Source organism: Bradyrhizobium sp. HKCCYLRH3097, from assembly GCF_051167875.1.
GTDB lineage: Bacteria > Pseudomonadota > Alphaproteobacteria > Rhizobiales > Xanthobacteraceae > Bradyrhizobium.
In genome coordinates this window covers 925,546-949,136 of record NZ_JBNPTX010000001.1, presented here as the reverse complement: position 1 = coordinate 949,136, position 23,591 = coordinate 925,546, and the positions used below count along the sequence as shown (strand labels likewise).

At 64.8% G+C, this 23,591-nt stretch carries 23 protein-coding genes; 10 read left to right on the top strand and 13 right to left on the bottom strand.

The annotated features are described in order from the left end of the window. Nucleotides 1-17: 17 nt before the first annotated feature. Nucleotides 18-650 (top strand): pyridoxamine 5'-phosphate oxidase family protein, encoded by a 633-nt coding sequence (locus ACQR0U_RS04265; protein WP_316174598.1) that lies wholly within the window; start codon nucleotides 18-20, stop codon nucleotides 648-650. A 120-nt stretch (nucleotides 651-770) separates the two neighbouring features. On the opposite strand, the gene ACQR0U_RS04260 is transcribed toward ACQR0U_RS04265, so the two are convergent. Further along, nucleotides 771-1,499 (bottom strand): glutathione S-transferase family protein, encoded by a 729-nt coding sequence (locus ACQR0U_RS04260; RefSeq protein WP_315713749.1) that lies wholly within the window; start codon nucleotides 1,497-1,499, stop codon nucleotides 771-773. 218 nt (nucleotides 1,500-1,717) lie between these two features. Between ACQR0U_RS04260 and ACQR0U_RS04255 the strand changes: the two genes are divergently transcribed. Together ACQR0U_RS04255 and ACQR0U_RS04250 are read left to right on the top strand one after the other, a co-directional pair. Further along, complete coding sequence (locus tag ACQR0U_RS04255; RefSeq protein ID WP_315713748.1) at nucleotides 1,718-2,416, top strand: helix-turn-helix transcriptional regulator; 699 nt, start codon at nucleotides 1,718-1,720, stop codon at nucleotides 2,414-2,416. After that, nucleotides 2,409-2,729: a YkgJ family cysteine cluster protein gene (locus tag ACQR0U_RS04250; protein WP_315713747.1), complete on the top strand. Its 321-nt coding sequence runs from the start codon at nucleotides 2,409-2,411 to the stop codon at nucleotides 2,727-2,729. Before ACQR0U_RS04255 ends, ACQR0U_RS04250 begins: the two co-directional genes overlap by 8 nt. Before the next feature lie 23 nt (nucleotides 2,730-2,752). On the opposite strand, the gene ACQR0U_RS04245 is transcribed toward ACQR0U_RS04250, so the two are convergent. From ACQR0U_RS04245 to ACQR0U_RS04230, 4 genes are all read right to left on the bottom strand, one after another. Continuing rightward, nucleotides 2,753-3,145: a hypothetical protein gene (locus ACQR0U_RS04245; RefSeq protein ID WP_315714362.1), complete on the bottom strand. Its 393-nt coding sequence runs from the start codon at nucleotides 3,143-3,145 to the stop codon at nucleotides 2,753-2,755. Nucleotides 3,146-3,286: 141 nt separating this feature from the next. Next, nucleotides 3,287-3,637 carry a DUF3307 domain-containing protein gene (locus tag ACQR0U_RS04240; protein ID WP_315714361.1) on the bottom strand — a complete coding sequence of 117 codons (351 nt, stop codon included), beginning with the start codon at nucleotides 3,635-3,637 and terminating at the stop codon, nucleotides 3,287-3,289. 306 nt (nucleotides 3,638-3,943) lie between these two features. Continuing rightward, nucleotides 3,944-4,825, bottom strand: coding sequence for a DUF6537 domain-containing protein (locus tag ACQR0U_RS04235; protein WP_315713746.1), 882 nt, complete (start codon nucleotides 4,823-4,825; stop codon nucleotides 3,944-3,946). A 20-nt stretch (nucleotides 4,826-4,845) separates the two neighbouring features. After that, complete coding sequence (locus tag ACQR0U_RS04230; RefSeq protein WP_315713745.1) at nucleotides 4,846-5,514, bottom strand: Crp/Fnr family transcriptional regulator; 669 nt, start codon at nucleotides 5,512-5,514, stop codon at nucleotides 4,846-4,848. Between the two features lie 294 nt (nucleotides 5,515-5,808). Here ACQR0U_RS04230 and ACQR0U_RS04225 point away from each other — a divergent pair, with 294 nt between their 5' ends. The 4 genes from ACQR0U_RS04225 to ACQR0U_RS04210 all read left to right on the top strand — a co-directional run bounded on the left by ACQR0U_RS04225 (nucleotide 5,809) and on the right by ACQR0U_RS04210 (nucleotide 9,370). Further along, nucleotides 5,809-6,921 (top strand): cyclic nucleotide-gated ion channel, encoded by a 1,113-nt coding sequence (locus ACQR0U_RS04225; RefSeq protein ID WP_315825938.1) that lies wholly within the window; start codon nucleotides 5,809-5,811, stop codon nucleotides 6,919-6,921. Further along, complete coding sequence (locus ACQR0U_RS04220; RefSeq protein WP_316193496.1) at nucleotides 6,918-7,712, top strand: enoyl-CoA hydratase/isomerase family protein; 795 nt, start codon at nucleotides 6,918-6,920, stop codon at nucleotides 7,710-7,712. Before ACQR0U_RS04225 ends, ACQR0U_RS04220 begins: the two co-directional genes overlap by 4 nt. Before the next feature lie 157 nt (nucleotides 7,713-7,869). Beyond that, entirely contained in the window at nucleotides 7,870-8,604 is a 735-nt protein-coding gene (locus ACQR0U_RS04215; RefSeq protein WP_315713742.1) for a LuxR family transcriptional regulator, read from the top strand. An 82-nt stretch (nucleotides 8,605-8,686) separates the two neighbouring features. Beyond that, the gene (locus ACQR0U_RS04210) at nucleotides 8,687-9,370 is read left to right on the top strand and encodes an acyl-homoserine-lactone synthase (protein WP_315713741.1); all 684 of its coding nucleotides are present in this window, start codon (nucleotides 8,687-8,689) and stop codon (nucleotides 9,368-9,370) included. A gap of 632 nt (nucleotides 9,371-10,002) precedes the next feature. Here ACQR0U_RS04210 and ACQR0U_RS04205 read toward each other — a convergent pair. The 8 genes from ACQR0U_RS04205 to ACQR0U_RS04170 all read right to left on the bottom strand — a co-directional run bounded on the left by ACQR0U_RS04205 (nucleotide 10,003) and on the right by ACQR0U_RS04170 (nucleotide 19,236). Further along, entirely contained in the window at nucleotides 10,003-10,650 is a 648-nt protein-coding gene (locus tag ACQR0U_RS04205; RefSeq protein WP_316172756.1) for a nitroreductase, read from the bottom strand. A 179-nt stretch (nucleotides 10,651-10,829) separates the two neighbouring features. Further along, the gene (locus ACQR0U_RS04200; protein WP_316167346.1) at nucleotides 10,830-12,077 is read right to left on the bottom strand and encodes an acyl-CoA dehydrogenase; all 1,248 of its coding nucleotides are present in this window, start codon (nucleotides 12,075-12,077) and stop codon (nucleotides 10,830-10,832) included. A gap of 123 nt (nucleotides 12,078-12,200) precedes the next feature. After that, nucleotides 12,201-13,445 carry an acyl-CoA dehydrogenase gene (locus ACQR0U_RS04195; RefSeq protein WP_316169558.1) on the bottom strand — a complete coding sequence of 415 codons (1,245 nt, stop codon included), beginning with the start codon at nucleotides 13,443-13,445 and terminating at the stop codon, nucleotides 12,201-12,203. A gap of 156 nt (nucleotides 13,446-13,601) precedes the next feature. Further along, complete coding sequence (locus ACQR0U_RS04190; RefSeq protein WP_315825934.1) at nucleotides 13,602-14,729, bottom strand: acyl-CoA dehydrogenase family protein; 1,128 nt, start codon at nucleotides 14,727-14,729, stop codon at nucleotides 13,602-13,604. Nucleotides 14,730-14,864: 135 nt separating this feature from the next. Next, nucleotides 14,865-16,733: an AMP-binding protein gene (locus ACQR0U_RS04185; protein WP_316169559.1), complete on the bottom strand. Its 1,869-nt coding sequence runs from the start codon at nucleotides 16,731-16,733 to the stop codon at nucleotides 14,865-14,867. A gap of 41 nt (nucleotides 16,734-16,774) precedes the next feature. Beyond that, nucleotides 16,775-17,581, bottom strand: a complete 807-nt coding sequence (locus ACQR0U_RS04180) for an enoyl-CoA hydratase/isomerase family protein (RefSeq protein ID WP_316169560.1) — start codon at nucleotides 17,579-17,581, stop codon at nucleotides 16,775-16,777. A 154-nt stretch (nucleotides 17,582-17,735) separates the two neighbouring features. After that, nucleotides 17,736-18,494: an SDR family NAD(P)-dependent oxidoreductase gene (locus ACQR0U_RS04175; protein WP_315825931.1), complete on the bottom strand. Its 759-nt coding sequence runs from the start codon at nucleotides 18,492-18,494 to the stop codon at nucleotides 17,736-17,738. A gap of 82 nt (nucleotides 18,495-18,576) precedes the next feature. Continuing rightward, nucleotides 18,577-19,236 carry a TetR family transcriptional regulator gene (locus tag ACQR0U_RS04170; protein WP_316167343.1) on the bottom strand — a complete coding sequence of 220 codons (660 nt, stop codon included), beginning with the start codon at nucleotides 19,234-19,236 and terminating at the stop codon, nucleotides 18,577-18,579. 138 nt (nucleotides 19,237-19,374) lie between these two features. Here ACQR0U_RS04170 and ACQR0U_RS04165 point away from each other — a divergent pair, with 138 nt between their 5' ends. The 3 genes from ACQR0U_RS04165 (at nucleotide 19,375) to ACQR0U_RS04155 (ending at nucleotide 23,540) form a co-directional block, all read left to right on the top strand. Next, nucleotides 19,375-20,547 (top strand): acetyl-CoA C-acetyltransferase, encoded by a 1,173-nt coding sequence (locus tag ACQR0U_RS04165; protein WP_316167342.1) that lies wholly within the window; start codon nucleotides 19,375-19,377, stop codon nucleotides 20,545-20,547. Between the two features lie 131 nt (nucleotides 20,548-20,678). After that, complete coding sequence (locus ACQR0U_RS04160) at nucleotides 20,679-22,217, top strand: acyl-CoA synthetase (RefSeq protein WP_316167341.1); 1,539 nt, start codon at nucleotides 20,679-20,681, stop codon at nucleotides 22,215-22,217. Nucleotides 22,218-22,469: 252 nt separating this feature from the next. Next, nucleotides 22,470-23,540: an alpha/beta fold hydrolase gene (locus tag ACQR0U_RS04155; protein ID WP_315714359.1), complete on the top strand. Its 1,071-nt coding sequence runs from the start codon at nucleotides 22,470-22,472 to the stop codon at nucleotides 23,538-23,540. Nucleotides 23,541-23,591: the final 51 nt, after the last annotated feature.

The following is a 23,591-nucleotide window of genomic DNA, read 5'->3' as shown; positions in this document are numbered from 1 at the left end:
GACAAGGAGTCATTGCGATGACCCAGACAACCATCCAGGCACCCGGCGACGTCATGTTCTCACCCGCCGTCAAGGCGATCCAGGCGCGCAAGGGGTCGCGCGAGAGCTACGCGCATGTGGAGCAGAGCCGCGGCTTTCGCCACGAGGTCGACGCCGATCTCGCCGGCCGCCTCGCCGAGGCCACGAGCTTCTATCTCGCGACCGCCTCGGCCGACGGCCAGCCCTATATCCAGCACCGCGGCGGACCGAAGGGCTTTCTCAAGGTGCTCGACAGCCACACGCTGGCCTTCGCCGACTTCAGCGGCAACCGGCAATATATCACCCAGGGCAATCTGTCGGAGAACCCGCACGCCTACATCTTCATCATGGACTACGCGCATCGCCGCCGGGTGAAGATCTGGGGGACGGCGCGGGTGGTGGAGGATGATGCCGCGCTGACGGCCTCGCTGATGCCGAGAGGCTACAAGGCGCGGCCCGAGCACGTGATCCTGTTCACGATCAGCGCGTGGGACACCAACTGCCCGCAGCACATCCCGCAGAAGTTCGACGCGGCCGACGTCGCGGAAGCGCTGGCCGTTCGCGATGCTCGCATCGCGGAGCTCGAGACCGAACTGGCGCGGTTGAAGGGCGAGAGCAAGCCCTCCGCCTAGGTCCTGCGCGCTGCGGGCCGCGCCTTTGGCTTGTTAGTCATTCCGGGGCAGTCGTCAGTGCGCAGCGGTGCACTGGCGATTGAACCCGGAATGACGGTGAGTGGGACTCGACTGATCAGCTCAGGCGGCCTCGGCCGCCCTGCCCCATTCGAACTCCGGAAAATATTGCGCCATCATGCGCTCGGCATAGGCGACCAGATTGCCGAAGCTTTCGGTGCGGCGGCGCAGCTCGGACTCGAAGAACGGCGTGAGGATGCCGGCGACGACGGCGAACGCCGTCGCATCGGTGCCGCAAGGACGATCGCCCATCAGATAGGGCCGGTCGCCGAGCTGCACCGACAGCGCGCGCAGCGAGCGTGCGGCGAGATCGACGTCCTCGTCCGGCGCGTGGCGGCCGAGCCCGGAGATCAGATAGTTCTCGGCGACGCGAAACTGCGCGTCCTCGCGCAGCTTCTCGCGCTTGTCGGCCGGCACGCCGTCGAAGAAGTGCGCCGGCCCCTTGGCGAAGTTGACCGGATCGACCCAGCGCGCCCCGACCAGCGCGAAATACAGGTGATGCTCGATCATGCGCTCGAACCCCCAGGCCTGCGCCCGCGCGCGCACGTCGAGCCCATGATCGAAGTCGAAGCCATATTTGCGCTCGACATGGGCGCGGATGAAGGTCGAATCGGCGATCAGCTCGCCGCTGTCGTCGATGAAGGGCAGTTGCCCCTTCGGCGACGCCGGCGGCATCGCCCGCTGCTTCCGAAAAGCGAGGCCCGCCATCTTCAATTGCACCTCCGTCTTGGTGACGAAGGGGCTGATCTCCGGCAGGCCGAAGCCCGCGCCCAAACCGAACAATGTGATCATGACAGCACTCCCGACTTCCTGAGCAGACGCCGGACGCTACGAGCATGCTGCTGCCACCATGGTGTCAGCAGCGGCAGTAGCGTGGTGGCAAGGCCAAGGCCATAAAACATCATCATCGATATCACCCCTTCAATCTCGTTGTTGGCCCGGTATAAGGACAGGCTGCTGCCAGCATCCTGTCAGCATCGGCGGGGGTGCTCGCCCATGCAGGACACACCATGAGACGCGCCGACCGGCTATTCCAGATCATCCAGGTGCTGAGACGCACCCGCCGCCCGTTGACGGCGGATGCGATCGCGGCCGAGCTCGAGACCTCGAAGCGTACGATCTATCGCGACATCGCCACCCTGATCGGCCAGCGCGTGCCGATCCGCGGCGAGGCCGGCATGGGCTACATCCTGGAGAAAGGTTTCGACCTGCCGCCCTTGATGCTGACGCCGGACGAGATCGAGGCGGCGGTGCTTGGCGCGCAATGGGTCGCGGTCAACGCCGACCCGGTGCTGGCGCGCGCGGCGGAGGACCTGATGGCCAAGATCGCCGACACCGTGCCGGAGCGGCTGCGGCCATTCGTGCTGGAACCGGCGAGCCGCGCGCCGCGGCCGTGGATGCGCGAGCCGGACCGCATCGACATGTCGCGCACGCGCTCGCAGATCCACGAGGGACGCAAGATCAGGCTGCGCTATCGCGACGAGCAGGGCCGCGACAGCGAGCGCGTGATCTGGCCGATCGCGATCGGCTATCATGACGCGGTGCGCATCCTCGCCGCCTGGTGCGAGCTGCGCCGCGACTTCCGCAGCTTCAGGACCGACCGTGTCGTCGAGGCGGATTATCTCGACGATAAATATCCCGAAAGGCGCGAGGCGCTGCGCGCCAAATGGCGGCGCAGCCTGGTGTGGGAGGTTCCCAAGGATGTCTGAACCGATGTCTGGCGAAACTGACAGCAGCCCCTGTCAGAGCTGCGGCGCGTGCTGCGCCTATTCGTCGAACTGGCCGCGCTTCACGATCGAGGAGGATGCCGCGCTCGACCTGATCCCGGCCGAGCTGGTCAACGAGCGGCTGTCGGGCATGCGCTGCGACGGCAACCGCTGCTGTGCGCTCGATGGCGAGATCGCGCGCGCCGTGGCGTGCCGGATCTACGCGATCCGTCCCGAGGTGTGCCGCATTTGCATGCCGGGTGACGCCGAATGCGCGATGGCCCGGCGCAAGTTCGGGCTGCCCGTGCTCGCCTGAGCAAAGGCAAGGAAGACGGGGAGTCAGGCCGTGACCGGCTCGGGGCTGTCGTCGAGATCGTCCTCGAACGGCTTCATCACCGAGAGTGGCTTGGTCGACAGCGAGATCGGCTTGCGGCTCGAGGTCGCGCCGGCCGGACCCGCCCGACCGCCGCGGGACTGCGCATACAGCGCCGATCCGACCCGGCCGCCGAACTGCGACAGGACCTGCTCGCTGCAGGTGGATGCAATCGCAAGCGCCAGCGGGTGAAGATGCGTGCGCCGGTAACAGAACAGCGCCAGCATGGCCCTCACATCGGCGGAGACGCTCTCGACCAGCGCGGGCAGCCCGTTGGCGTCGGCACGGTAGAGCTCACCGAGAAGCTCGTCGCCGACCGGGCACGAATCGCTGTCGAACGCATCGCGGCTTTGAAGCATCGGTTTGATTGCCATGACGCGACGATGCAGCGCGAATCGCTAATGACCGGTTAACCAAACCGAACGGTCGTCCCACCCCCGGCTTGACACGGGACTGCCGCGGTCGGTGCGGCTTCGCCGCGACGCACCGTCGCCGGACGCTCAGCCGTTTGCGGCCATGAAGATCGAGAGCCCGAATCCGGTGAGGTGATGCAGCGCCTGGTCGACGCCGATCAGGGTCCAGAACCAGGGGTGCTCGGTATTCATGCCGAACCGCGACGAGCAGATGCCCTTGATGCGATCGATCGTGATGTGAATGGCGAAGTCGATCACGGCGACGAACCAGAATCTCGGCGCGACGATCAAGATCAGGACCATGGCGACGGCGAGATGGATCAGGCAGTGCACCAACAGCGGCAGCGCCCAGCCCTTCCGCTGGTCCTTGCCATAGGCCATCCAGGCGTTCTGCAGCACGAAGTCGCCAATGATGTGCTTGAAGGTCAGCAGCAGCATCCAGCCGACCAGCGCACCAACCGGAACCTGCGACGACAAAGAGGGAAAAGACAAAGCTGACGCTCTCGCTACGACTAACCCTTGGAACCAACCCTTGGACGCACGGGGAACTGGAGGCGTTCAGCGCAATCTGATGAGAATACCCGGCCAATTCGACGCGTATGCGACGCTTATGACATCTCCGGTAGCGAATTGCACGCGAAAGGGAACTTCAAATCGCACCTTGCTACCCTTCGCGGCAATCCCGCCGGGGGTAAGGTTACCCACGCCGCGGCGCATCCGGCGGCAACCGTCGCTGCGGCGGCGTCATTCCGCGGCGTTGGTTTTCGGCACTGAGAGCGCCCTCGCCCGGATCTGCGCGATGGTCCGCTTCAGCGCCCCCTGTCCCGGCTCTGCCAGCGCAACGGCGCGCGCCTCGGCGATGGCGGAGGCGAGATCCGAGATCGGCAGGACGCCATCGAAGGTGGGCTTGGCCAGGCCATCGATGATGGCATGCCAATCAGCGAGACCCTGCCGGTAGCCGTCGCCCTGCCCCTGGATCATGGTCGCCGTCGCGATCACGGCGGGCGCCGCCGCAGGCTGCTTGTCCAGCGCGCGCGCGATCATGTGCAGCCATCGCTCGGCCCAGGCGCGCTCCTCGCCATAGCGCACCGACTGCAGCCGCCAGCGCCGCAGGCCGGCCATCAGCTTGAGGCGGCGAATGGCCAACCGCGATCGGACCGAAAAGCGGACCTTGACCCGGCGCCGACCTAACCAGCCGATCTGCTCGAAGGCTGCCAGCAACGATTCCGCCACGGCTTGCGGCAGCGCACCGATCAGCTCGTCGAGGCGGAACCTCCTGACGTCGTCGCTCTCGCGTCCCTCCGGGCGCTTCCCCATGTCGAGGCTGATCAATCTGAGCTGGGCGATCCGGATCGGATCCTCGTAGGCCATGCGGGCGGCCAGCAGCTGCGCGATCTGAGACAGCATGCCGGCATCGACGTTCGATCTGCGCACGAACCGCTTGATGCGATCGACATAGAGCTGCGCGTAGCTCGCGCCCTGATACTCCATCAGCAGATGGATGCCATCGCTCACCGCCGGCACGGCGGCGTCAGGAAGGCCCTGAGGCAGAAAAGGCGGCTCGCCATCGTCGACGCCGATGACGTCGGCGAACAGATATCGCAGCGAGGACCGGACGCTTTCCACTGGGCTTCAGGCTCCCCGGATCACGCCGGCTTGGCGACGGGCGCCGGCGCGGTGGTCTGTTGCGCCAGCCGCCGCTCGAGCGTTTCGATGTTCTGGAACAGCCGGGCGCTGGCGAGGCGCAGGAAGTAGAAGGCGAAGGCGGGGTTCTGGACGTAGAGCTGCTCGACCTGGTCGTAGGAGACCGACAGGATCAGACCGCCCTCGACGCATTCCAGCGTCTGCGTGCGCGTATTGGACGGCGAGATCATGCCGAACTCGCCGACGATCGCACCGACCGGCAGCTCGATACCGGATTCGACCAGGCGGAAGCGACCGCTGACGATGTAGTACATGCTGTCGGCCTTCTCGTCCTTGTAGAACAGCACCTCGCCTGGACCGCATTTGCGCTCGGTCATGAACGGCTTCAGCCATTCCATGGAGAGGTCGCTGTTGACCGACTGCTTCACGTCGCGGACCAGCTGCAGCATCTGGTGGAGCCGGTAGCTGTTGAGCGGCAGCAGCACCCCGTGCAGGATCAGGACCGGGTAGTTGTGCATCGGCACCGCGGTCGCGATCAGGACGATATTGGTGAGGATGGCGAATACCCGCAGCGGAATCATCGTCCGCATCGACAGCGTGGCGACCACGAAGATCGAGGCGAAGAGGCTGCCGGCGGCGCCCGCATGTTCGACCAGGTGTGAGGTATCCATCGGGATCAACCAGACTCTTGGGACGCAGGAGGGCGGACGCTCGGTTCCGAGCCTCCTTTTGCCTAATTTAGCGTGTCCATGCCGACCTCTGATATACGGCGAACAGACGACGTTTGAACCGGTATTTGAGCCGGTACGGAAAAATTCCCCGCTCGACGTAGAACGGCTGGACCTGCCGGATGACGCTGCAAAACCGATCCACCCGCATCGTTGACGGGATTCCCCCGATCGGGGCACCTTGACGCCGCCGCGATCTCCTGCGGCTCTGAGATCAGCGACTGACGCCCGCCCGCAATGACCAAACCGCAGCACCCTGCCCTGGCGGCATTCGTCACCGCGCTGACCGGACGCAACATGACCAGAGCGGCCTATGTGGCCGTGGCGCTCGGCATGAGCGCCATGGTGTTGTTGACGATGGACCCCGCCTACGAGGCCGGGGGGCGCTGGATCATCGCCCTGCTGTGGGGATGCCTTGTCTTTTTCGTCGTCGAATGGGCCGCTCGGGTTCAGCAGGCGGTGCGGGCGCATCGCGCCGCCGCCTACCTGATGTCGGGCCGGGGACTGCTGGACACGCTCTCCGCCCTCGCCGTGCCGGTTGCGCTGGTCTCGGGCATGGAGTCACGCACCGCGTGGCTGCTGGCGGTCATCTGGGTGCTCAAGGTGATCCCCGGCGTGCCTGGCCTGCGCCAGCTCCGCCGGGTGCTCGTGGTCGAAGCACGCCCGCTGCTGTCGGTGCTGGTGCTGTTCCTGCTGGTGCTGTTTCTCGGATCGGTCGCCGAATACGCGCTCGAACACGACGAGCAGCCGGCCACCTTCGGCACCATCCCCTCCGCGCTATGGTGGGCCGTCGTGACCCTCACCACCACGGGCTATGGCGACGTGGTGCCGATCACGCCGCTCGGGCGGGTGGTCGCCGCCACGGTGATGATCTCCGGCCTCGGCGTGTTCGGCCTATGGACCGGCATCCTGGCGACCGGCTTCGCCGCGGAAACCCGGCGCGACAACTTTCTGAAGACCTGGGAATCGGTCAGCAGGGTACCGTTCTTCGCCAGCCTCGGGCCCGCCACGATCGCCGACGTCGCGCAGATGCTGCGCACCATCGACCTGCCGCCGCGCGCCACCGTGATCCGCAAGGGCGAGCCGGGGGACTGCATGTATTTCATCGCCGCCGGCGAGGTCGAGGTCGACCTTCCCGGCAAGAAGGTCCGGCTCGGCGAGGGCGCGTTCTTCGGCGAGATGGCGCTGCTCGGGAACAACCTGCGTTCGGCCGACATCAGCACGACCGGACTGTCGAAGCTGCTGGTCCTCGACCTCGTCGATTTCCGCGTGCTGATGGCACGCCACCCCGATCTGGCGCAGAGCATCGATGCCGAGGCCAGGCGCCGAACCATGGAGAACAGGACATGACGACAGGACGGACCACCCAGGCCGATGACGCGCCGAGCATGCCGCTCCTGACCATCGACGGCGCACGCGCCACCATTCGGCTCAATCGTCCGCAGCATCTCAACCGGCTCCAGCCGGAGGATCTCGGCGAGCTGCTGGCGCTGTTCGACCGGGTCGAGGCCAACGCCGCCTTGCGCGTGCTGGTCCTGACCGGCACCGGGCGGGCGTTCAGCGCCGGCTTCGACCTTGGCGCCATCGGCGCAACGCCGGCGGATACGGCCGAGGCTTCCAGCCCGGCATTCGAGGAGGTCGTCGACCGGCTGGAGGACCTCGCGCTGCCGACGATCTGCCGGCTCAACGGCGGGGTCTATGGCGGCTCGACCGATCTGGCGCTGGCCTGCGATTTCCGGATCGGGGTCGATACCAGCGAGATGTTCATGCCGGCAGCGCGGCTCGGGCTGCACTACTACCCGAATGGCATCAAGCGCTACGTGTCCCGCCTTGGTATCGACAATGCCAAGCGTCTGTTCCTGACGGCGGAGAAGATCGACGCGGCCGAGATGCTGCGCATCGGCTATCTCACCGGCGTGGCGACGGCCGATGCGCTCGACGCGGAGGTCGACCGGCTGGCGGCCATTCTGGCCGGCAACGCCCCGCAGGCCATGCGCGGCATGAAGCGCGCCATCAACGAGTTTGCACGCGGAGCCCTCGACGATGCGGCGGCTCGTCGCAGGCATCGGGACAGCATGAGCGGCGCCGAAATCCAGGAAGGCATGAAATCGTTTGCAGAGAAGAGAACGCCGAAATTCTGAGCGCAGCCGCGCCCCGAACTGATAAATTTTGCATGCAAACGTCTGTATCCAGCCGGTGTTCTGACACACGCTCAACGAACTATCGACCTGAATCTCCAATTTGCGGTTGACAGCCTTTTGTCCGTGGCTAGCTTGAACCACGGGCGGAGACTTTCACATGCAAGTGATGGACGCGTATTGGGGACGACGAGCTCTGGAGTACGTCGATGCGATCGAAGCGTCGAAGACCAGCGCGAGCGTGCTCTCCCAGTTCGAGAAGATGATCAGCAACCTGGGCTTTCACGCCTACATCATGGCCGGCGTGCCGACCTCGGGCCAATCGCTGCAGCAAACCATTCTCGCCAACGGCTGGCCGCGGGAATGGTTCGACATGTATGCGCGCGAGCAGTTTCACCGCTGCGATCCGATTCCGCGGCACTGCATCTCGACATTGAATCCATTTGCGTGGTCGGAGGCTCCCTATGACCGCGAGGACGAGCCCGGCGCGCACGAGGTGATGACGCGCGCGAAGGACTTCCGATTGAACGAAGGCTTCTGCGTTCCCATCCACTACGACGATGCCGTGGGCGCCGTCAGCATTGCAGGCGAAAATCCGAATCTCGCTCCCGATGCGCGGGGCGCGCTGCACCTGATCAGCATCTTCACGCACAGCAGGCTTCGCGCACTGGCGCGCTCCGCCGCGAGCAACCAGAGCCGACGCCTGTCGCGAATCGAGGCCGAGGTGCTGGGCTGGGCGGCGCGCGGCAAGACCGCGTGGGAGACGGCGCGCATCCTCGGTGTCTCCGAACGCAACGTCCGGTGGCATCTGGAAGAAGCACAGCGCAAGCTAGCAACCAAGAACAAGACGGCGACGGTTGCGACCGCTCTTGTCAACGGCGAGATCTCGATCTGATCTGTCGTTTCTCCCACTGGATCAATTCGAGCGCATCGGCAATCTGCAAACCCCAATTTGATTCAGACGACCGGGGGTTTCGATGCCTGAGATTCATGTCGTTCGAAAAGATAATCGCGCTCTGTACGAGAAATATTTCGATCCGTATTACCGGCTGCGCCACGAGATCTACGTCAAGCAACGCAAGTGGATGGCACTCGATCGTCCCGACGGGCGCGAGATCGATCAGTTCGACACCGAGGATTCGGTCTATCTGTTCTGCATCGACAACGGCCAGTTGATCGGCTCGATGCGCGCGGTGCCGACGCAGTTGCCGACGCTGATGAGCGACATCTTCCCGTATCTGAATCTGCGCGGCCCGATCCAGCGCCCCGACGTCTACGAACTGTCGCGCATCTTCGTGATCCCGGAGCGCCGCGGCGAGCATGCCGGCCCGCGGATCGACATGCTGCTGCTCACCGCAATCATGGAGTACGGCATCTCGATCGGGTTGACCGGCTTTTCGATCGTGCTCGAAACCTGGTGGCTGCCGCGGTTCGAGAAGTGCGGCTGGAAGGCGCGGCCGCTCGGCGTACCTCACATGATGGACGGGATGTCGGTGATGGCCGTGCTCGTCGACTGCGACGAAACGACATGGAAGTCACTCTGCGAGCAGATCGGCCTGACGCGGCCAACCCTCACGTGGCAGGGGCTCGAAGACGTCAGCCGCCAGGCCCTGCCGGATATCTTTCTTCATCTTCCACCAGCCGCTCAGCCAGCGCAATGATCTGTTCCCTGTGCCGCTTCAGCCTGAGCTTATGGAAAGCCTTCAAGAGGCGGTGACCAAGGAGCGTCGCCTCGTCCACCTCGAGGGCATAAAGGTTGGACGGCGTGTTCATGGAATCCATCGCTGACACTTCAGGTTTTGAGCCGTGACTGAACCTTCAATCGAGAAGATCATCGAGCGTCTGCAATTTTGCATCGTTGACGCTCGGGCGATGCAACTCAAAATGTTAGAGAGAATTTTGTCAATATCATTGCTTGAAGCCCACGAGCTGAAGGAAAAGTGCGCGCCCAATTCGACCAACAGCAGCCATTAGCGCTCCTGCACCGACTCTCGCAACACGTCCGGTCCTGCAGCGGCGCGTCTCGACTGGTGCATCGCAGACACAAACTGTTGATTTCAGGGCGGCTTTCGATGTGAAGGTCGGACAGGAGAGCACGAGCATCGTTGCCGAAACGCGCTCGCCGAACGTGGACGACACCTCGGCAAAATCATGGCGCCGCCGCCGGAGCTGCTCCCTGTTCAGCAAACTCGGTTTACAAAAATGGACTCGTGGGGCGTCTCGCCCCTCCGGAGTCCCGGATAACGGAACTCCGCCGGCAACAAATACGCGCGTGCGACCTACGGACGGGAAGTCATTCGTCGTGAAAGCGGACCGTTTCGGCGACCGTGGCGCGGCTGGTGCGGTAGGAGTTGGCCTTGTCACCGAGATCGGGACAACCGAACGAGATGCCGCAGACCACCTTGCGGTCGGCGCCAAGCCCGAAGTGCTGCCGCACCACGTCGGAGTGAAACGCGAGCGCCGCCTGCGGCACGGTGGCAATGCCGAGCGCCTGCGCCGCCAGCATGAAGCTCGTGACGTAGCCGCCGCAATCGATCGCGCCATAGGTGCCGAGCGCCTCGTCGCTGTGGATGACCGCCACATGCGGCGCGCCGAAGAAATTGTAGTTCTCCAGCGCCTGCCGGGCATAACCCGCCTTGTCGCCGCGCGGGATGTCGAGCGCGTTGTAGAGCTGGAAACCGCTCTCGCGCCGCCGTTCCAGATAAACGCCGGTGTATTCGCGCGGGAAAGGAAAGTCGCCCGACGCCGCCTTGCCGCTGGAGGCCGCCGCATACATCACCTTCCGGAAAGCCTCGGTCGCCGCACCAGAGGTGATCTCGACACGCCACGGCTGGCTGTTGCACCAGGACGCAGTTTTTTGCGCCGCCGTCAGGATGCGCTCGATGGTCGCGCGCGGCACGGGCTCGGGCCGGAACCTGCGGCAGGAGAAGCGCGCGGCCATCAGCTCTTCGAGAATGGTGATGGGATCCTGCTCTGACTTTGGCGCCGCAGATGACATGACAACCTTCCGTACAGTTCGACCGGCGACGCTCGCTTTGTGCTCGCCCTCCACCCCCCGTCTTTCCGGACCGGTCGCCACAGCGACCGCCCCCGGAAGACGGCCGTCGTGATGCCGTCGGATCAGCTGCGCCCCTTGGTCGGCACCTTGTTGAACGGCACGTCCTTGTCGACCCGGATGTCACCGGGCAGACCGAGCACGCGCTCGGCGATGATGTTGCGCAAGATCTCGTCGGTGCCGCCGGCGATGCGCATCGAGGGCGAGGTCAGCAGCATCTGCTGAAACTGGCCCTGCGTCACCGTCTCGTCCGCGCCGGTCAGCACGCCAGCGCCGCCTTCGAGATCCATCGCGTAGGTTGCGATATCCTGCAGCATGACGCCGGCGACCAGCTTGCCGATGGAATTCTCAGGTCCGGGCCGCTCGCCCTTGGACAGCGCCGAGATCGCGCGGTAGCTCGTGTATTTCAGCCCGCTGGCCTTGACCGCCCACGACGCCAGTTTCGAGCGCGTGGCGCGATCGTCGATGGCGAGTCCGCTCTCGGTCATCAGATTGGCGCAGAACTCGAACATCTCCGGGAAGCCGGTGGCGAGCCGCGCGCCGATCGACATGCGCTCGTTCATCAAGGTGGTCAGCGACACGTTCCAGCCGTCGCCGACCGCGCCAAGGCGCTGCGAGTCCGGGATCACGACGTCGGTGAAATAGACCTCGTTGAACTCCTGCATACCGTTGGCCTGCTTGATCGGGCGGACCTCGACGCCCGGGCTCTTCATGTCCAGGAAGAACATCGTCAGGCCCTTGTGCTTGGGCACATTGGGATCGGTGCGCGTGATCAGCAGGCCGTAATCCGAGTAGTGCGCCCCCGACGTCCAGATCTTCTGGCCGTTGATGAGCCAGTCGTCGCCGCGCTTCTCGGCGCGGGTGCGCAGGCCAGCGACATCGGAGCCGCCGGCGGGCTCGGAGAACAGCTGGCACCAGATCTCCTCGCCGGAAGCGAGCTTCGGCAGATAGCGCCGCTTGTGCTCTTCGCTGCCATAGGCCATCACGGTCGGGCCGCACATGCCCTCGCCGATCTGGAACGGCTGCGTCAGCTTGCCATAGACGCCCTCCTCCTGCTGCCAGATCACCCGCTCGATCGGCGTCGCGCCGCGGCCGCCATACTCCTTCGGCCAGTGCAGGCAGGCCCAGCCGGCATCGGATTTCTTCTTCTGCCAGGCCTTGCCGACCTCGACGATGTCGGCGTGCTTGAGCCGGATGCGGCCGAGCGAGGAGCTCGCGAGCTCCTCCTCCAGCTCCCTCGGCGCGTTGGCCGCGATCCAAGCGCGCGCGGTGTCGCGAAAAGCGGCTTCCTGCGGGGTGTCGTCAAAGTTCATGCCTGACCCTCACTTGATATGCGTAGGGCGGGGGTTGGCCGAAGGCGTAACCCGCCACTTGATCAGCGTTGTACGAGCTAGCGGCGGGTTACGCTGCGCTAACCCGCCCTACGACTGCACTTGTTAGCTTCGTCCCTTGGTCGGAACCTGGTTGAACGGAAGGTCCTTGTCGACGCGGATGTCGCCAGGAAGACCCAGCACGCGCTCCGCGATGATGTTGCGCATGATCTCGTCGGTGCCGCCTTCGACGCGGGTGCCGGGCGCGCGCAGCAGCATCGCCTGGAATTTTCCGGCGAGCTCGGCCTCGGGACCGCTGAGCACGCCGGCGGCGCCCTGCAGGTCGAGCGCGTAGGTCGCGACGTCCTGGATCATCGGTCCTGCGACCAGTTTACCGATCGAGTTCTCAGGTCCCGGCCGCTCGCCCTTCGACAGCGCCGAGATGGCGCGGATGCTGGTGTATTTCAGCCCGCTCGCCTTCACCGCCCAACTCGCGAGCTTCGAGCGCACATTGCGGTCCTCGATCGCGGGACGATCGTCCAGCATCAGGTTGGAGCAGAAGTCGAACAGCTCCGGGAAGCCGGTGGCGACGCCGGCGCCGATCGACATGCGTTCGTTCATCAAGGTGGTCAGCGCGACGTTCCAGCCGTCATTGACCGCGCCGAGACGCTGCGAGTCCGGGATCACGACGTCGGTGAAATAGACCTCGTTGAAATCCGAGTGCCCGCTCGCCTGCTTGATCGGCCGGACCTCGACACCCGGGCTCTTCATGTCCAGGAAGAACATGGTGAGACCCTTATGCTTGGGCACTGTTGGATCCGTGCGCGTCAGCAGGATGCCGTAGTCGGAGTAGTGCGCGCCCGAGGTCCAGATCTTCTGGCCGTTGATCACCCAGTCGTCGCCGCGCTTCTCGGCGCGGGTGCGCAGGCCGGCGACGTCGGAGCCGCCGGCCGGCTCGGAGAACAGCTGGCACCAGACCTTCTCGCCCGAGGCCAGCGGCGGCAGATACTGCCGCTTATGCGCCTCCGAGGCGTAGGCCATCATGGTCGGCCCGCACATGCCATGACCGATGATGAACATGCCGGACAGCTTGCCGTAGGGCCCCTCCTCCTGCTGCCAGATCACGCGCTCGATGGGTGAGGACCCGCGACCGCCATATTCCTTTGGCCAGTGCAAGCAGGCCCAGCCGGCCTCGGCCTTCTTCTTCTGCCAGGCCTTGGCGACGTCGAGAATGCTGGCGTTCTTCAGCGCGGTGCGGCCAAGCGAGGACGCGCGCAGTTCGTCCTCGTACTGCTTCGGCGCATTGGCGGCGATCCACGCGCGCGCCTCGGCGCGAAACGCGGCCTCCTGCGGAGTGTCATCGAAGTTCATGAGAATTCCTTTCAGATCGTCATTCCGGACGACCCGCAACGCGGGTCGATCCGGAATCCAGAGGTGAGTCATCTCGAGATTCCGGGTTCGCTCACTCCGCGCAAAATGGCATGGTCATTTTGTCGCGCGCGAGCGCCCCGGAATGACGGGCTTGGGTCACGCCGCATTGCGCTTGCGCATGCGGTCGATCAGTTGGTCTTCCCAGTAAGAGAGGCTGCCGAGGCCGAGCGCGAGCGCGTTGGCGCGTCGGTAGTACATGTGACAGTCGAACTCCCAGGTGAAGCCCATGCCGCCATGGACCTGGATGTTGTTCTTGGCGCAGTGTTGAAAGGCTTGCGTCGCGCTGATGCGCGCTGAGGCCGCGGCCTCCGGCAATTCCGGCGCATTAGTCGAGAGCGCCCAGGCGCCATAATAGGAGTTGGAGCGCGCCAAGGTCGCCGAGACGTACATGTCGGCCAGCATGTGCTTGACCGCCTGGAACGAGCCGATCGGACGGCCAAAGGCGATCCGGTCGAGCGCGTAGTCGCGGCCCATCTCCAGCGCGCGGTCGGAGCCGCCAACCTGCTCGAACGCCGTCAGCACCGCGGCGCGATCGAGCACCTGGGTGATGATGCTCCAACCCTCGCCGGCGGCGCCGAGCGGCTCCGCCTTGCAGTTCTTGAAGGTGAGCTCGGCCTGGCCGCGCGTCGGATCGAGATTGGTCAGCGCCTTGGCTTCGACGCCGCCCGCCTTGGGGTCGACCAGGAACAGCGAGATGTCGCCGTCGCGGCCGGTCGAGCCGGTACGCGCGGCAACGATGATGAGATCGGCGATGGCGCCGTCGGCGACCGGCTTCTTGGTGCCGTTGAGCACGCCGTTGGCGGCCTCACACTTGATCGCTTTGGGCGACGGATTGCCGGTGCCCTCGAACAACGCCAAGGTGCCGATCGCCTCGCCATTGGCGATCTTCGGCAGCCAGGCCTGCTTCTGCGCATCGCTGCCGGCCAGCATCAGGGCCTCCGCGGCAAGATACACGGTCGACGAGAACGGCACCGGCGCCAGCGCGCGGCCGACCTCTTCGGCGATCACGCAGAGCTCGAGATGACCGGCGCCCGCGCCGCCGTACTCCTCAGGAATGGCGACGCCGAGGAAGCCCATCTCGGCGAAGCCTTTCCACAGCGCTCGGTCATACGGCTCCTTGCCATCGAGCACGACACGCACCGCCTTGGGCGGACACTTCTCGGCGAGGAATTTCCGCGCCTGGTCCCGCAACTGCTTCTGGTCGTCGGAGAAATCGAAGTTCATGGCCTCACCTGCTTCCTGATCGTCATTCCGGGGCGATGCGCAGCATCGAACCCGGAATCTCGATCTGATTTATCTCTGGATTCCGGGTTCACTCGCTTCGCGAGTGCCCCGGAATGACGGTTTCAAAATGCGTCGTCACAGCACGATCACGTCGCTGTCGGGCTCGGCCGCGTAGAGCCGCTCGACCAGCGCGGCGCGGCGTTCGAGACCGGCGCGCTGGTTGATGTAGCCCTTGTCGGTCAGCTCATGACCGTCGATCGAGGGCGGCTCGACCATCAGCATGGCGCGGCCGATGCGCCGGCTGGTCGCGCCCTCGCACTCTTTATTATGGGCTTCGAGACCACGACGGACGCAGTCGATGACGGCCGGATGCTTCACCACGTCCTCGAACGTCGCGTTGGGATCGCCGACCAACTGGCGGCAGGCGTGCAGATTGGGCCAGGCCAGGAGACCGACATATTCGCGGTCCTGCCCGGTCACCAGTGCATCGTGGATCGCCGGCGTTGCGGCTGCGATCGCATCGGTGCGAAGCGAGCCGACATGGACGAAGGTGCCTGTCGTGAGCTTGAAATCCTCGACCACGCGGCCGGCGAAGATGATGCCCTGCGCCGGATCGGCGGGATCGACGAACACGCCGGCATCGCCGATGCAGTAGAAGCCTTCCTCGTCGAACGCCTTCTTCGTCAGCTCGGGCTGGCCGAAATAGCCGGGCATCACGTTGATGCCGCGCAGGCGCAGCTCGTATTTGTCGCCGGTCGGCACCATCTTCAGCTCGACGCCGGGGAACGGCAGGCCGATGAGCCCGACCCGCTCCGTGTTCCAATAGGTGCCGGTCGAGGTCGGCGCGGTCTCGGTCGAGCCCCATCCGGTGTAGAACACGATGCGCTCGCCGGTGGTCTTGACCGCCAGCGCCTGCATGCGCTCGTACAGATCGTCCGGCAGCCGCGCGCCGCCATAGGCCATGATGCCCAGATCCTTGAAGAAGGAGCGGCACAGCGCATCGTCCTTCTCCATCGCCGCCGCCAGCGCCGCATAGCCGGCGGGCACATTGGCGTAATAGGTCGGCGACACCTCGCGCAGGTTCCGGATGGTTTCGTCGAACATGCCGGGCATCGGCCGGCCGTCGTCGATGTAGAGCGTGCCGCCCTCGATCAAGAGCGGATTGAACAGCGCATTGCCGCCCATGGTGTGATTCCATGGCATCCAGTCGAGCACCGTCGAGATCGGCGCATCAGGCCCGCGCGGCCGCGTCTGCATCATCATCGCCGCATTGGCGCACATCATGCGCTGGGTGTTGATGACCGCCTTGGGCATGCCGGTCGAGCCGGAGGTGAACAGCAGCTTGCCGACCGTGTCCGGTGTGATCTGCGCAATCGACGCGTCGACCGCGCCGGTGACCGGCGTCGCGGCGAGATCAGCGAAGCTGATGCTCGCAATGCCCTCGCACGGACGCGCGACATGAACGACGGTGACGCCGTCGAGATCGAGCGCCTTCAGCGCCTTCTCGAAGGTCGGGCCGTCCTGCACCATGACCACGCCCGGCTTCACGAGGCCGAACAGATATTTCAACTTGAGATGATCGTGGCTCATCAGTGAATAGGCGGGCGACACCGGAGCGGCCGGCGAACGGGCCTGCATCGCGGCCATGGTGATGAGCGCATGCTCGATCGAATTGCCGGAGAGGATGGCGACGGGGCGGCCGTCCAGCTTCAAATCGAGCAGGCCCTGCGTCAGCCCATCGACGGTGCGCTTGGCCTCGGCATAGGACAGCTTGCGCCATTGCCGCTCGGCTCCGCTGCGTTGCGCGAGCCAGGTCCGCGTCGGCGCCTCCTTAGCCCAGCGGGCGAGCGGCGCCGCCAAATGCGGCTCATAGGCCTGCAGCGGAATGCGCGATTTGATGACGATGACGCCGTCACCGCGTCTCTCGATATCGATGTCGCGCGCCAGCCAGTTGACCTTGCGGAATGCCGGCTTCTCCAACACCTTCGCTGCCGTCCCGTCCATTTTGCGTCTCCCGAAATATCGTCCTTTGCGGATCTTGATATCTAGCGGTTGGTATAGACCGGCTTGCGCTTCTCGAGGAAGGCTTGAATGCCCTCCTTGAAATCCTCCGAGCGGCTGCACAGCACCTGGTTGCGATCTTCCATCGCGATGACGGCTTCGATCGACGACGCATCGACGCTCATGTTGAGACATTCCTTTGAGAGTCGAAGTCCGACCGGCGAGGCCGTCATCATCGCATCGACGAAGGGCGCAGCCGCGCCCTCGAGCATATCGTCCTCGACGATTTCCGACACCAGCCCGACCATGAGCGCGCGCTCGGCTCCGATGAAGCGGCCGGTGAGGATCAGCTCCGATGCGACGGAGACGCCGACGAGGCGCGGCAGGAAATAGCTGGTGCCGATGTCGCAGCCCCCTAAGCCAAGCTTGATGAAGGCACAGTTCATCCGCGCCGAGCGGCTGGCGATGCGGATATCGGCCGCGAGCGCCAACGCAAAGCCGCCGCCGGCGGCTGCGCCCTGCACCAGCGCAATGATCGGCTGCGGGCAACGCCGCATCAGCATCACGATGTCGGCGATGCGGCGCTGCGAGTCCAGCGACTCGGTCACGCTGGGCGGCTCATTGACGCCGCCGCGCCGCTGCATCGCGGCCTTCAGATCGAGCCCCGCGCAGAAGTTCTTGCCGGCACCCTTGAGCACGACGACTCGCGTGGTGCGATTGCGCTGCAGGCTTTCGAAATAAGCGTTGAGCGCGTCGATTAGCGCCGGGTCGAGCGCGTTCAGGCTCTCGGGGCGATTGAGCGTCACACGGTCGACGCCATTGTCGTGTTCGATCAGCAGCGGTTGGGACATGGCGCGCGCTCCACCCTCAGTGTCATCCCGGCGAACGCCGGGATCCATAGCCACCGGCTTGATTGGTAAGAGTGCGGCGTCTGCCAGTCTGCCTATCACAGACGCCGCGGAGTATGGGTCCCCGCATTCGCGGGGACGACGGCAGAGTTTGCCGTCAGCGCGGGGCCATGCGGATGGCGCCGTCGAGGCGGATGGTTTCGCCGTTCAGCATCGGGTTCTCGACGATGTGGACGGCGAGGTTACCGTACTCGGAGGCGTCGCCGAGCCGGGCCGGATGCGGCACCTGGGCGCCCAGGCTCTTGCGCGCTTCTTCGTTCAGTCCCATCAGCAGCGGTGTCAGGAACAGGCCGGGCGCGATGGTGTTGACGCGGATTTTCTGGCTGGCGAGATCGCGCGCAGCGGGCAGGGTCAGGCCGACGACGCCGCCCTTCGAGGCCGAATAGGCGATCTGGCCGATCTGGCCTTCATAGGCCGCGACGCTGGCGGTGTTGATGATGACGCCACGCTCCTCGCCGACCGGCTCGGCGGTGACGAGGCGCTCGGCAAACAGCCGCAGCACGTTGAAGGTGCCGATCAGGTTGACGTTGATGATGCGCGCGAACTTGGCGAGCGGATAGACGCCGTCCTTGCCGACGATGCGCTGCGAGCCGCCAATGCCGGCGCAGTTCACCAGCACGCGGGCGATGCCGTGGGCCGCCTCGGCCTTGGCGAGGCCGGCCTTGACCTGATCCTCATTGGTGACGTCGGCATGCAGCGCGACGCCCTTGATCTCGGCGGCGATCTTCTCGGCGTTTTCCAGGCTCTGATCGAGCACGGCCACCTTGGCCCCCTTGGCCGCCATGGCGCGCGCCGTAGCTGCGCCGAGACCCGAGCCACCGCCGGTGATGAGAACGGCAACGTTGTTCAACTGCATGTCAGGTTTCCTCCCTAGACGTTTTTGCTTGCGAATAGCGAATAGGGAGTAGCGAATAGAGGCTTCCCCCATTCGCTACTCCCTATTCGCCACTCGCCCGTTTCAATATTCCACCGCAGATCAGCGCCTCCATATGGGCGATGTACTGACGGCAGACATCATCGGTGACCGGGCCGACGCCGATCGCGCGCGACATCGCGTGGCGGCCGAAGAACAGGTGATCGCAGGCGCCGATCAGGCTGGTGTAGAACAGCACCGGATCGACGGCGCGAAACTCGTCCCTGGCGACGCCCTCCTCGATGAGCCGGCGATGGAAATCGAGCAGCGGCGCCACGAAGAACTTCGACACTTCGTCGGCCGCCTCCGCGCTGCTCTCATGCAGCAGATAATGGATCAGCCGGTTCATGTAGGGAAACCGGTGATAGGCGCGGATGATGCCGCTGATGTGCAGCTTCAGCTTCGCCGTCGGCGGCAGCGGCTGCGCCAGGAGATATTCGAGATTGGCCACCTCGGTCGCCGCGTCGCGGGCGAGCAGCGCCAGCAGCAGGCCGTCCTTGTTGCCGAAATGATATTTCACCAGCGCTGCATTAGAGCCGGACTTCTGCGCGATGTCGCTGAGCGAGATTTCGATCGAGGACCTCGCGATCATCAGCTCGCTGGCGGCGTCCAGCAGCTTCTCCGCCGTCGCATTCCGCCCCGCGGGAAGTTTCTCTGGCACGCTGTTGTGAAGCTGAGGTCCCAAGACATGTCTCGCGCTTGATCGAGGCAGATAAGCCGAAGCCGGAGTTGATCTCAAGAGTTAATTGATCGATTGACTAACGCTCGATCGGGCATTTAAATCGCGGCCAATCACGAACACCAAGTCTAGGGAGGATACGTCATGGCGGAAGCCTACATCGTCGCGGCCGCACGCACGGCCGGCGGCCGCAAGGGAGGACGGCTGGCTGGCTGGCATCCGGCCGACCTCGCGGCGAAGGTGCTGGACGCGCTGGTCGATCGCTCCGGCGCCGCGCCGGACCAGGTCGAGGACGTGATCATGGGCTGCGTGATGCAGACCGGCGAGCAATCGAACAACATCGCGCGCAATGCGGTGATGGCCTCGAAGCTGCCGGAGAGCGTGCCGGGCACCTCAATCGACCGGCAGTGCGGCTCGTCGCAGCAGGCGCTGCATTTCGCCGCGCAGGCAGTGATGTCGGGCGCGATGGATGTCGTGATCGCCGCCGGCGTGGAGTCGATGACCCGGGTGCCGATGGGTCTCTCCTCCACGCTTCCGGCGAAGAACGGCTTCGGGCACTACAAGAGCCCTGGCATCGAGAGCCGCTATCCGAACATCCAGTTCAGCCAGTTCACCGGCGCGGAAATGATGGCGGAGAAGTACGGTCTCTCCAAGGATGAACTCGACGAATATGCCTATAACAGCCATCAGCGCGCGATTGCCGCCACGCAGGCAGGCCACTTCAAGGACGAGATCATCCCGCTCGCGATCACCCGTGCCGACGGCTCGACCGACACCCACCACATCGACGAGGGCATCCGCTTCGACGTCAGCCTCGACGGCATCAAGAGCGTCAAGCTGATCGCCGAAAACGGCAAGCTGACGGCGGCCACGGCCAGCCAGATCTGCGACGGCGCGTCCGGCGTCATGGTCGTCAACGAGCGCGGCCTGAAGTCGCTCGGCGTCAAGCCGCTGGCCCGCGTCCATCACATGACCATGATGGGCGGCGACCCCGTCATCATGCTGGAGGCGCCGCTCCCGGCGACGCAGCGCGCGCTGCAGAAGGCCGGCATGTCGATCGACGAGATCGATCTCTATGAGGTCAACGAGGCGTTCGCTTCCGTGCCGACCGCGTGGCTGAAGACCATCGGCGCCGATCCGAACCGCCTCAACGTCAATGGCGGCGCGATCGCGCTCGGCCATCCGCTCGGCGGCTCCGGCACCAAGCTGATGACCACGCTGCTGCATGCGCTGAAGGCCCGCAACAAGCGCTATGGGTTACAGACGATGTGCGAAGGCGGCGGCATGGCCAACGTGACGATCGTGGAAAGGCTGTAGGAGGCGAATAACGAATGGCGAGTGGCGAATAGGGAGAGCGATCCGCTCCGCTCGCCCAGACGCTCCGCTATTCGCCATTCCCTATTCGCTACTCGCCATTCGTTACTCGCGCCTCCCCGCCGGAGTCTTTCATGACCCACCCTTCCATTCACGCCCGCAGCCATCCCGACAAGATCGCCTATCAGATGGCCGGCACCGGCAAGGCCATCACCTATCGCGAGCTCGACGAGCTCTCGAACCAGGGCGCTCATCTATTCCGTGCGCTGGGGCTCAAGGCCGGCGACCATATCGCCTTCCTGATGGAGAATCGGCTGGCGTTCATGGAAATCGTCTGGGCGGCGCAGCGCTCCGGCCTGTACTACACCGCGATCAGCCGCTATCTCACCAAGGACGAGATCGCCTACATCATCAGGGATTGCGGCGCCAAGGTCTTCATTACCTCGCCGAAATGCGCCGAGCAGGTGCGCGATCTCGTGAGCGCCACGGACGGCCCGCTGTTCTTCATGGTCGACGAGCCCGAGCCCGGTTTCCGCTCCTGGGACAAGGAGGCCGGCGCCCAGCCCAAGACGCCGATTGCCGACCAGGTCGCCGGCTACGACATGCTGTATTCGTCGGGCACCACCGGACGGCCGAAGGGCATCAAGAAGGATTTCGAAGGCAATCCGATCGATCAGCCGAACCAGTTCCTGCGCGTGCTGTGCGCCGACATGTGCGGCATGAATGCCGAGAGCACCTATCTGTCGCCGGCGCCGCTCTATCATGCAGCTCCCTTGCGCTTCAACATGATGGTCTCAGTGCTCGGCGGCACCTCTATCATCATGGAGCATTTCGACGCCGAAGACTTCCTGAAGCTGGTCGAAAAGTACAAGGTCACGCAGTCGCAGCTTGTGCCGACCATGTTCGTGCGCATGCTGAAACTGCCGGAGGACGTGCGCAAGCGCTACGACGTGTCGACCCTGAAGGGCGCGATCCATGCCGCTGCGCCCTGCCCGGTCGACGTCAAGGCCAGGATGATCGAGTGGTGGGGTCCGATCCTGATCGAGTATTATGCCGGCTCCGAAGGCAACGGCGTCACCGTCTGCACCTCGAAGCAGTGGCTGGAGCATCGTGGCAGCGTCGGACGCGCCGTTGTCGGCAAGATCAAGATCCTCGGCGAGAATGACGAGGAGCTGCCGACCGGCGAGATCGGCACGGTGTATTTCGCCGACGCGCCGGTGTTCTCCTATCACAACGATCCGGAGAAGACGAAGCGGGCCTACAACGACAAGGGCTGGTCGACGCTCGGCGACGTCGGCTATCTCGACGCCGACGGCTTCCTCTATCTGACCGACCGCAAGTCCTACATGATCATCTCCGGCGGCGTGAACATCTACCCGCAGGAGACCGAGGACGTCCTCATCACGCATCCCGACGTCGCCGATGTCGCCGTGTTCGGGGTGCCGAACGAGGAGATGGGCGAGGAGGTCAAGGCGGTGGTGCAGCCGCACGACATGGCGCGCGCCGGCAAGGCGTTTGAGGAGCAATTGATCCTGTTCTGCCGCCAGCATCTGTCGCCGATCAAGTGCCCACGCTCGATCGATTTCGAGCCGGAGCTTCCGCGTACGCCGACCGGCAAGCTGGTCAAGCGCCACCTGCGCGAACGCTACTGGCCGAAGAAGGGCGCGGCCTAGCTCCAATAACGGTAGCTGTCGTCCCGGCCTTGCGCCGGGACCCATAGCCACCGCAGCCGATGATGCGAAGGGTATAAGCTCCAGCTTGGCGCCACATGAGCGCCTGTGGTTATGGATCCCGGCTCGCGCTCGCTTCGCTCGCTTGGCCGGGACGACGCGAGGAGAGTGCACGCCATGTCCCAGTCCTTTCCCCCGCTTCCCCTCCCACCCACGATCCGGTCCCGCTTCGTCGACGGCATCAACGGCCTGCGCATGCACGTGCTCGAAGCTGGCTTCGAGACGCCCGGCCGTCCCTGTGTGCTGCTGCTACACGGCTTTCCCGAGCTGGCCTATAGCTGGCGCAAGGTGATGCCGGCGCTGGCCGCCGCCGGCTACCACGTGCTGGCGCCGGACCAGCGCGGCTATGGCCGCACCACAGGGTGGAGCGCCGACTATGACGGTGATCTCGCGCCGTTTCGCTTCACCAATCTGGTGCGCGATGCGCTCGGCGTGGTCTATGCATTCGGCCATCGCCATGTCGCGTCTGTCGTCGGCCACGACTTCGGCAGCCCCGTCGCGGCGTGGTGCGCGGTGATCCGCCCCGATGTCTTTCGATCGGTCGTGATGATGAGCGCACCGTTCCCGGGGCCACCCGCAGCACCGTTCGACATCGCCAGCCATCCCCTCGCGGCGCAGGAGGATCCCGTGCATCGCGAACTGGCTGCGCTGCCGCGTCCGCGCAAGCACTATCAATGGTACTACGCGACGCGGCAGGCCAATGCGGACATGCATCATCCCCCGCAGGGGCTGCATGAATTCCTGCGCGCCTATTACCATCACAAGAGCGCAGACTGGGCGGCCAACGCCCCTTCTCCTCTGCAGGCCTGGGACGCGGCCGAACTCGCCAAGCTACCGACCTACTACGTCATGGACCTCGACAAGACGATGGCCGAGACCGTCGCCGAGGAGATGCCGGATGCGGCGGCGATCGCGGCGAATCGCTGGCTGCCGGACCATGAGCTCGCGGTCTATACCGCCGAATATGAACGAAACGGCTTCCAGGGCGGGCTGCAATGGTACCGCTGCGGCACGTCTGGTCTATTCGACGCTGAATTGCAGACCTGGTCGGATCTCACGATCGACGTTCCGTCCGCATTCATCTCCGGCCTGCAAGACTGGGGCATCTACCAACGGCCCGGTGTGTTCGAAGCGATGCAGTCCCGAGTGTGCACCAACATGATCCTGTGCGAGCTGATCGATCGCGCCGGACATTGGGTGCAGCAGGAGCAACATGAACGAGTCAATGAGCTCCTGTTCACGTTCCTGAACAAATCGACAGCCTGATTTCGGACGCCGTTCCGACGTATTAGGCGAATCGAGGAACGAACATTCGGG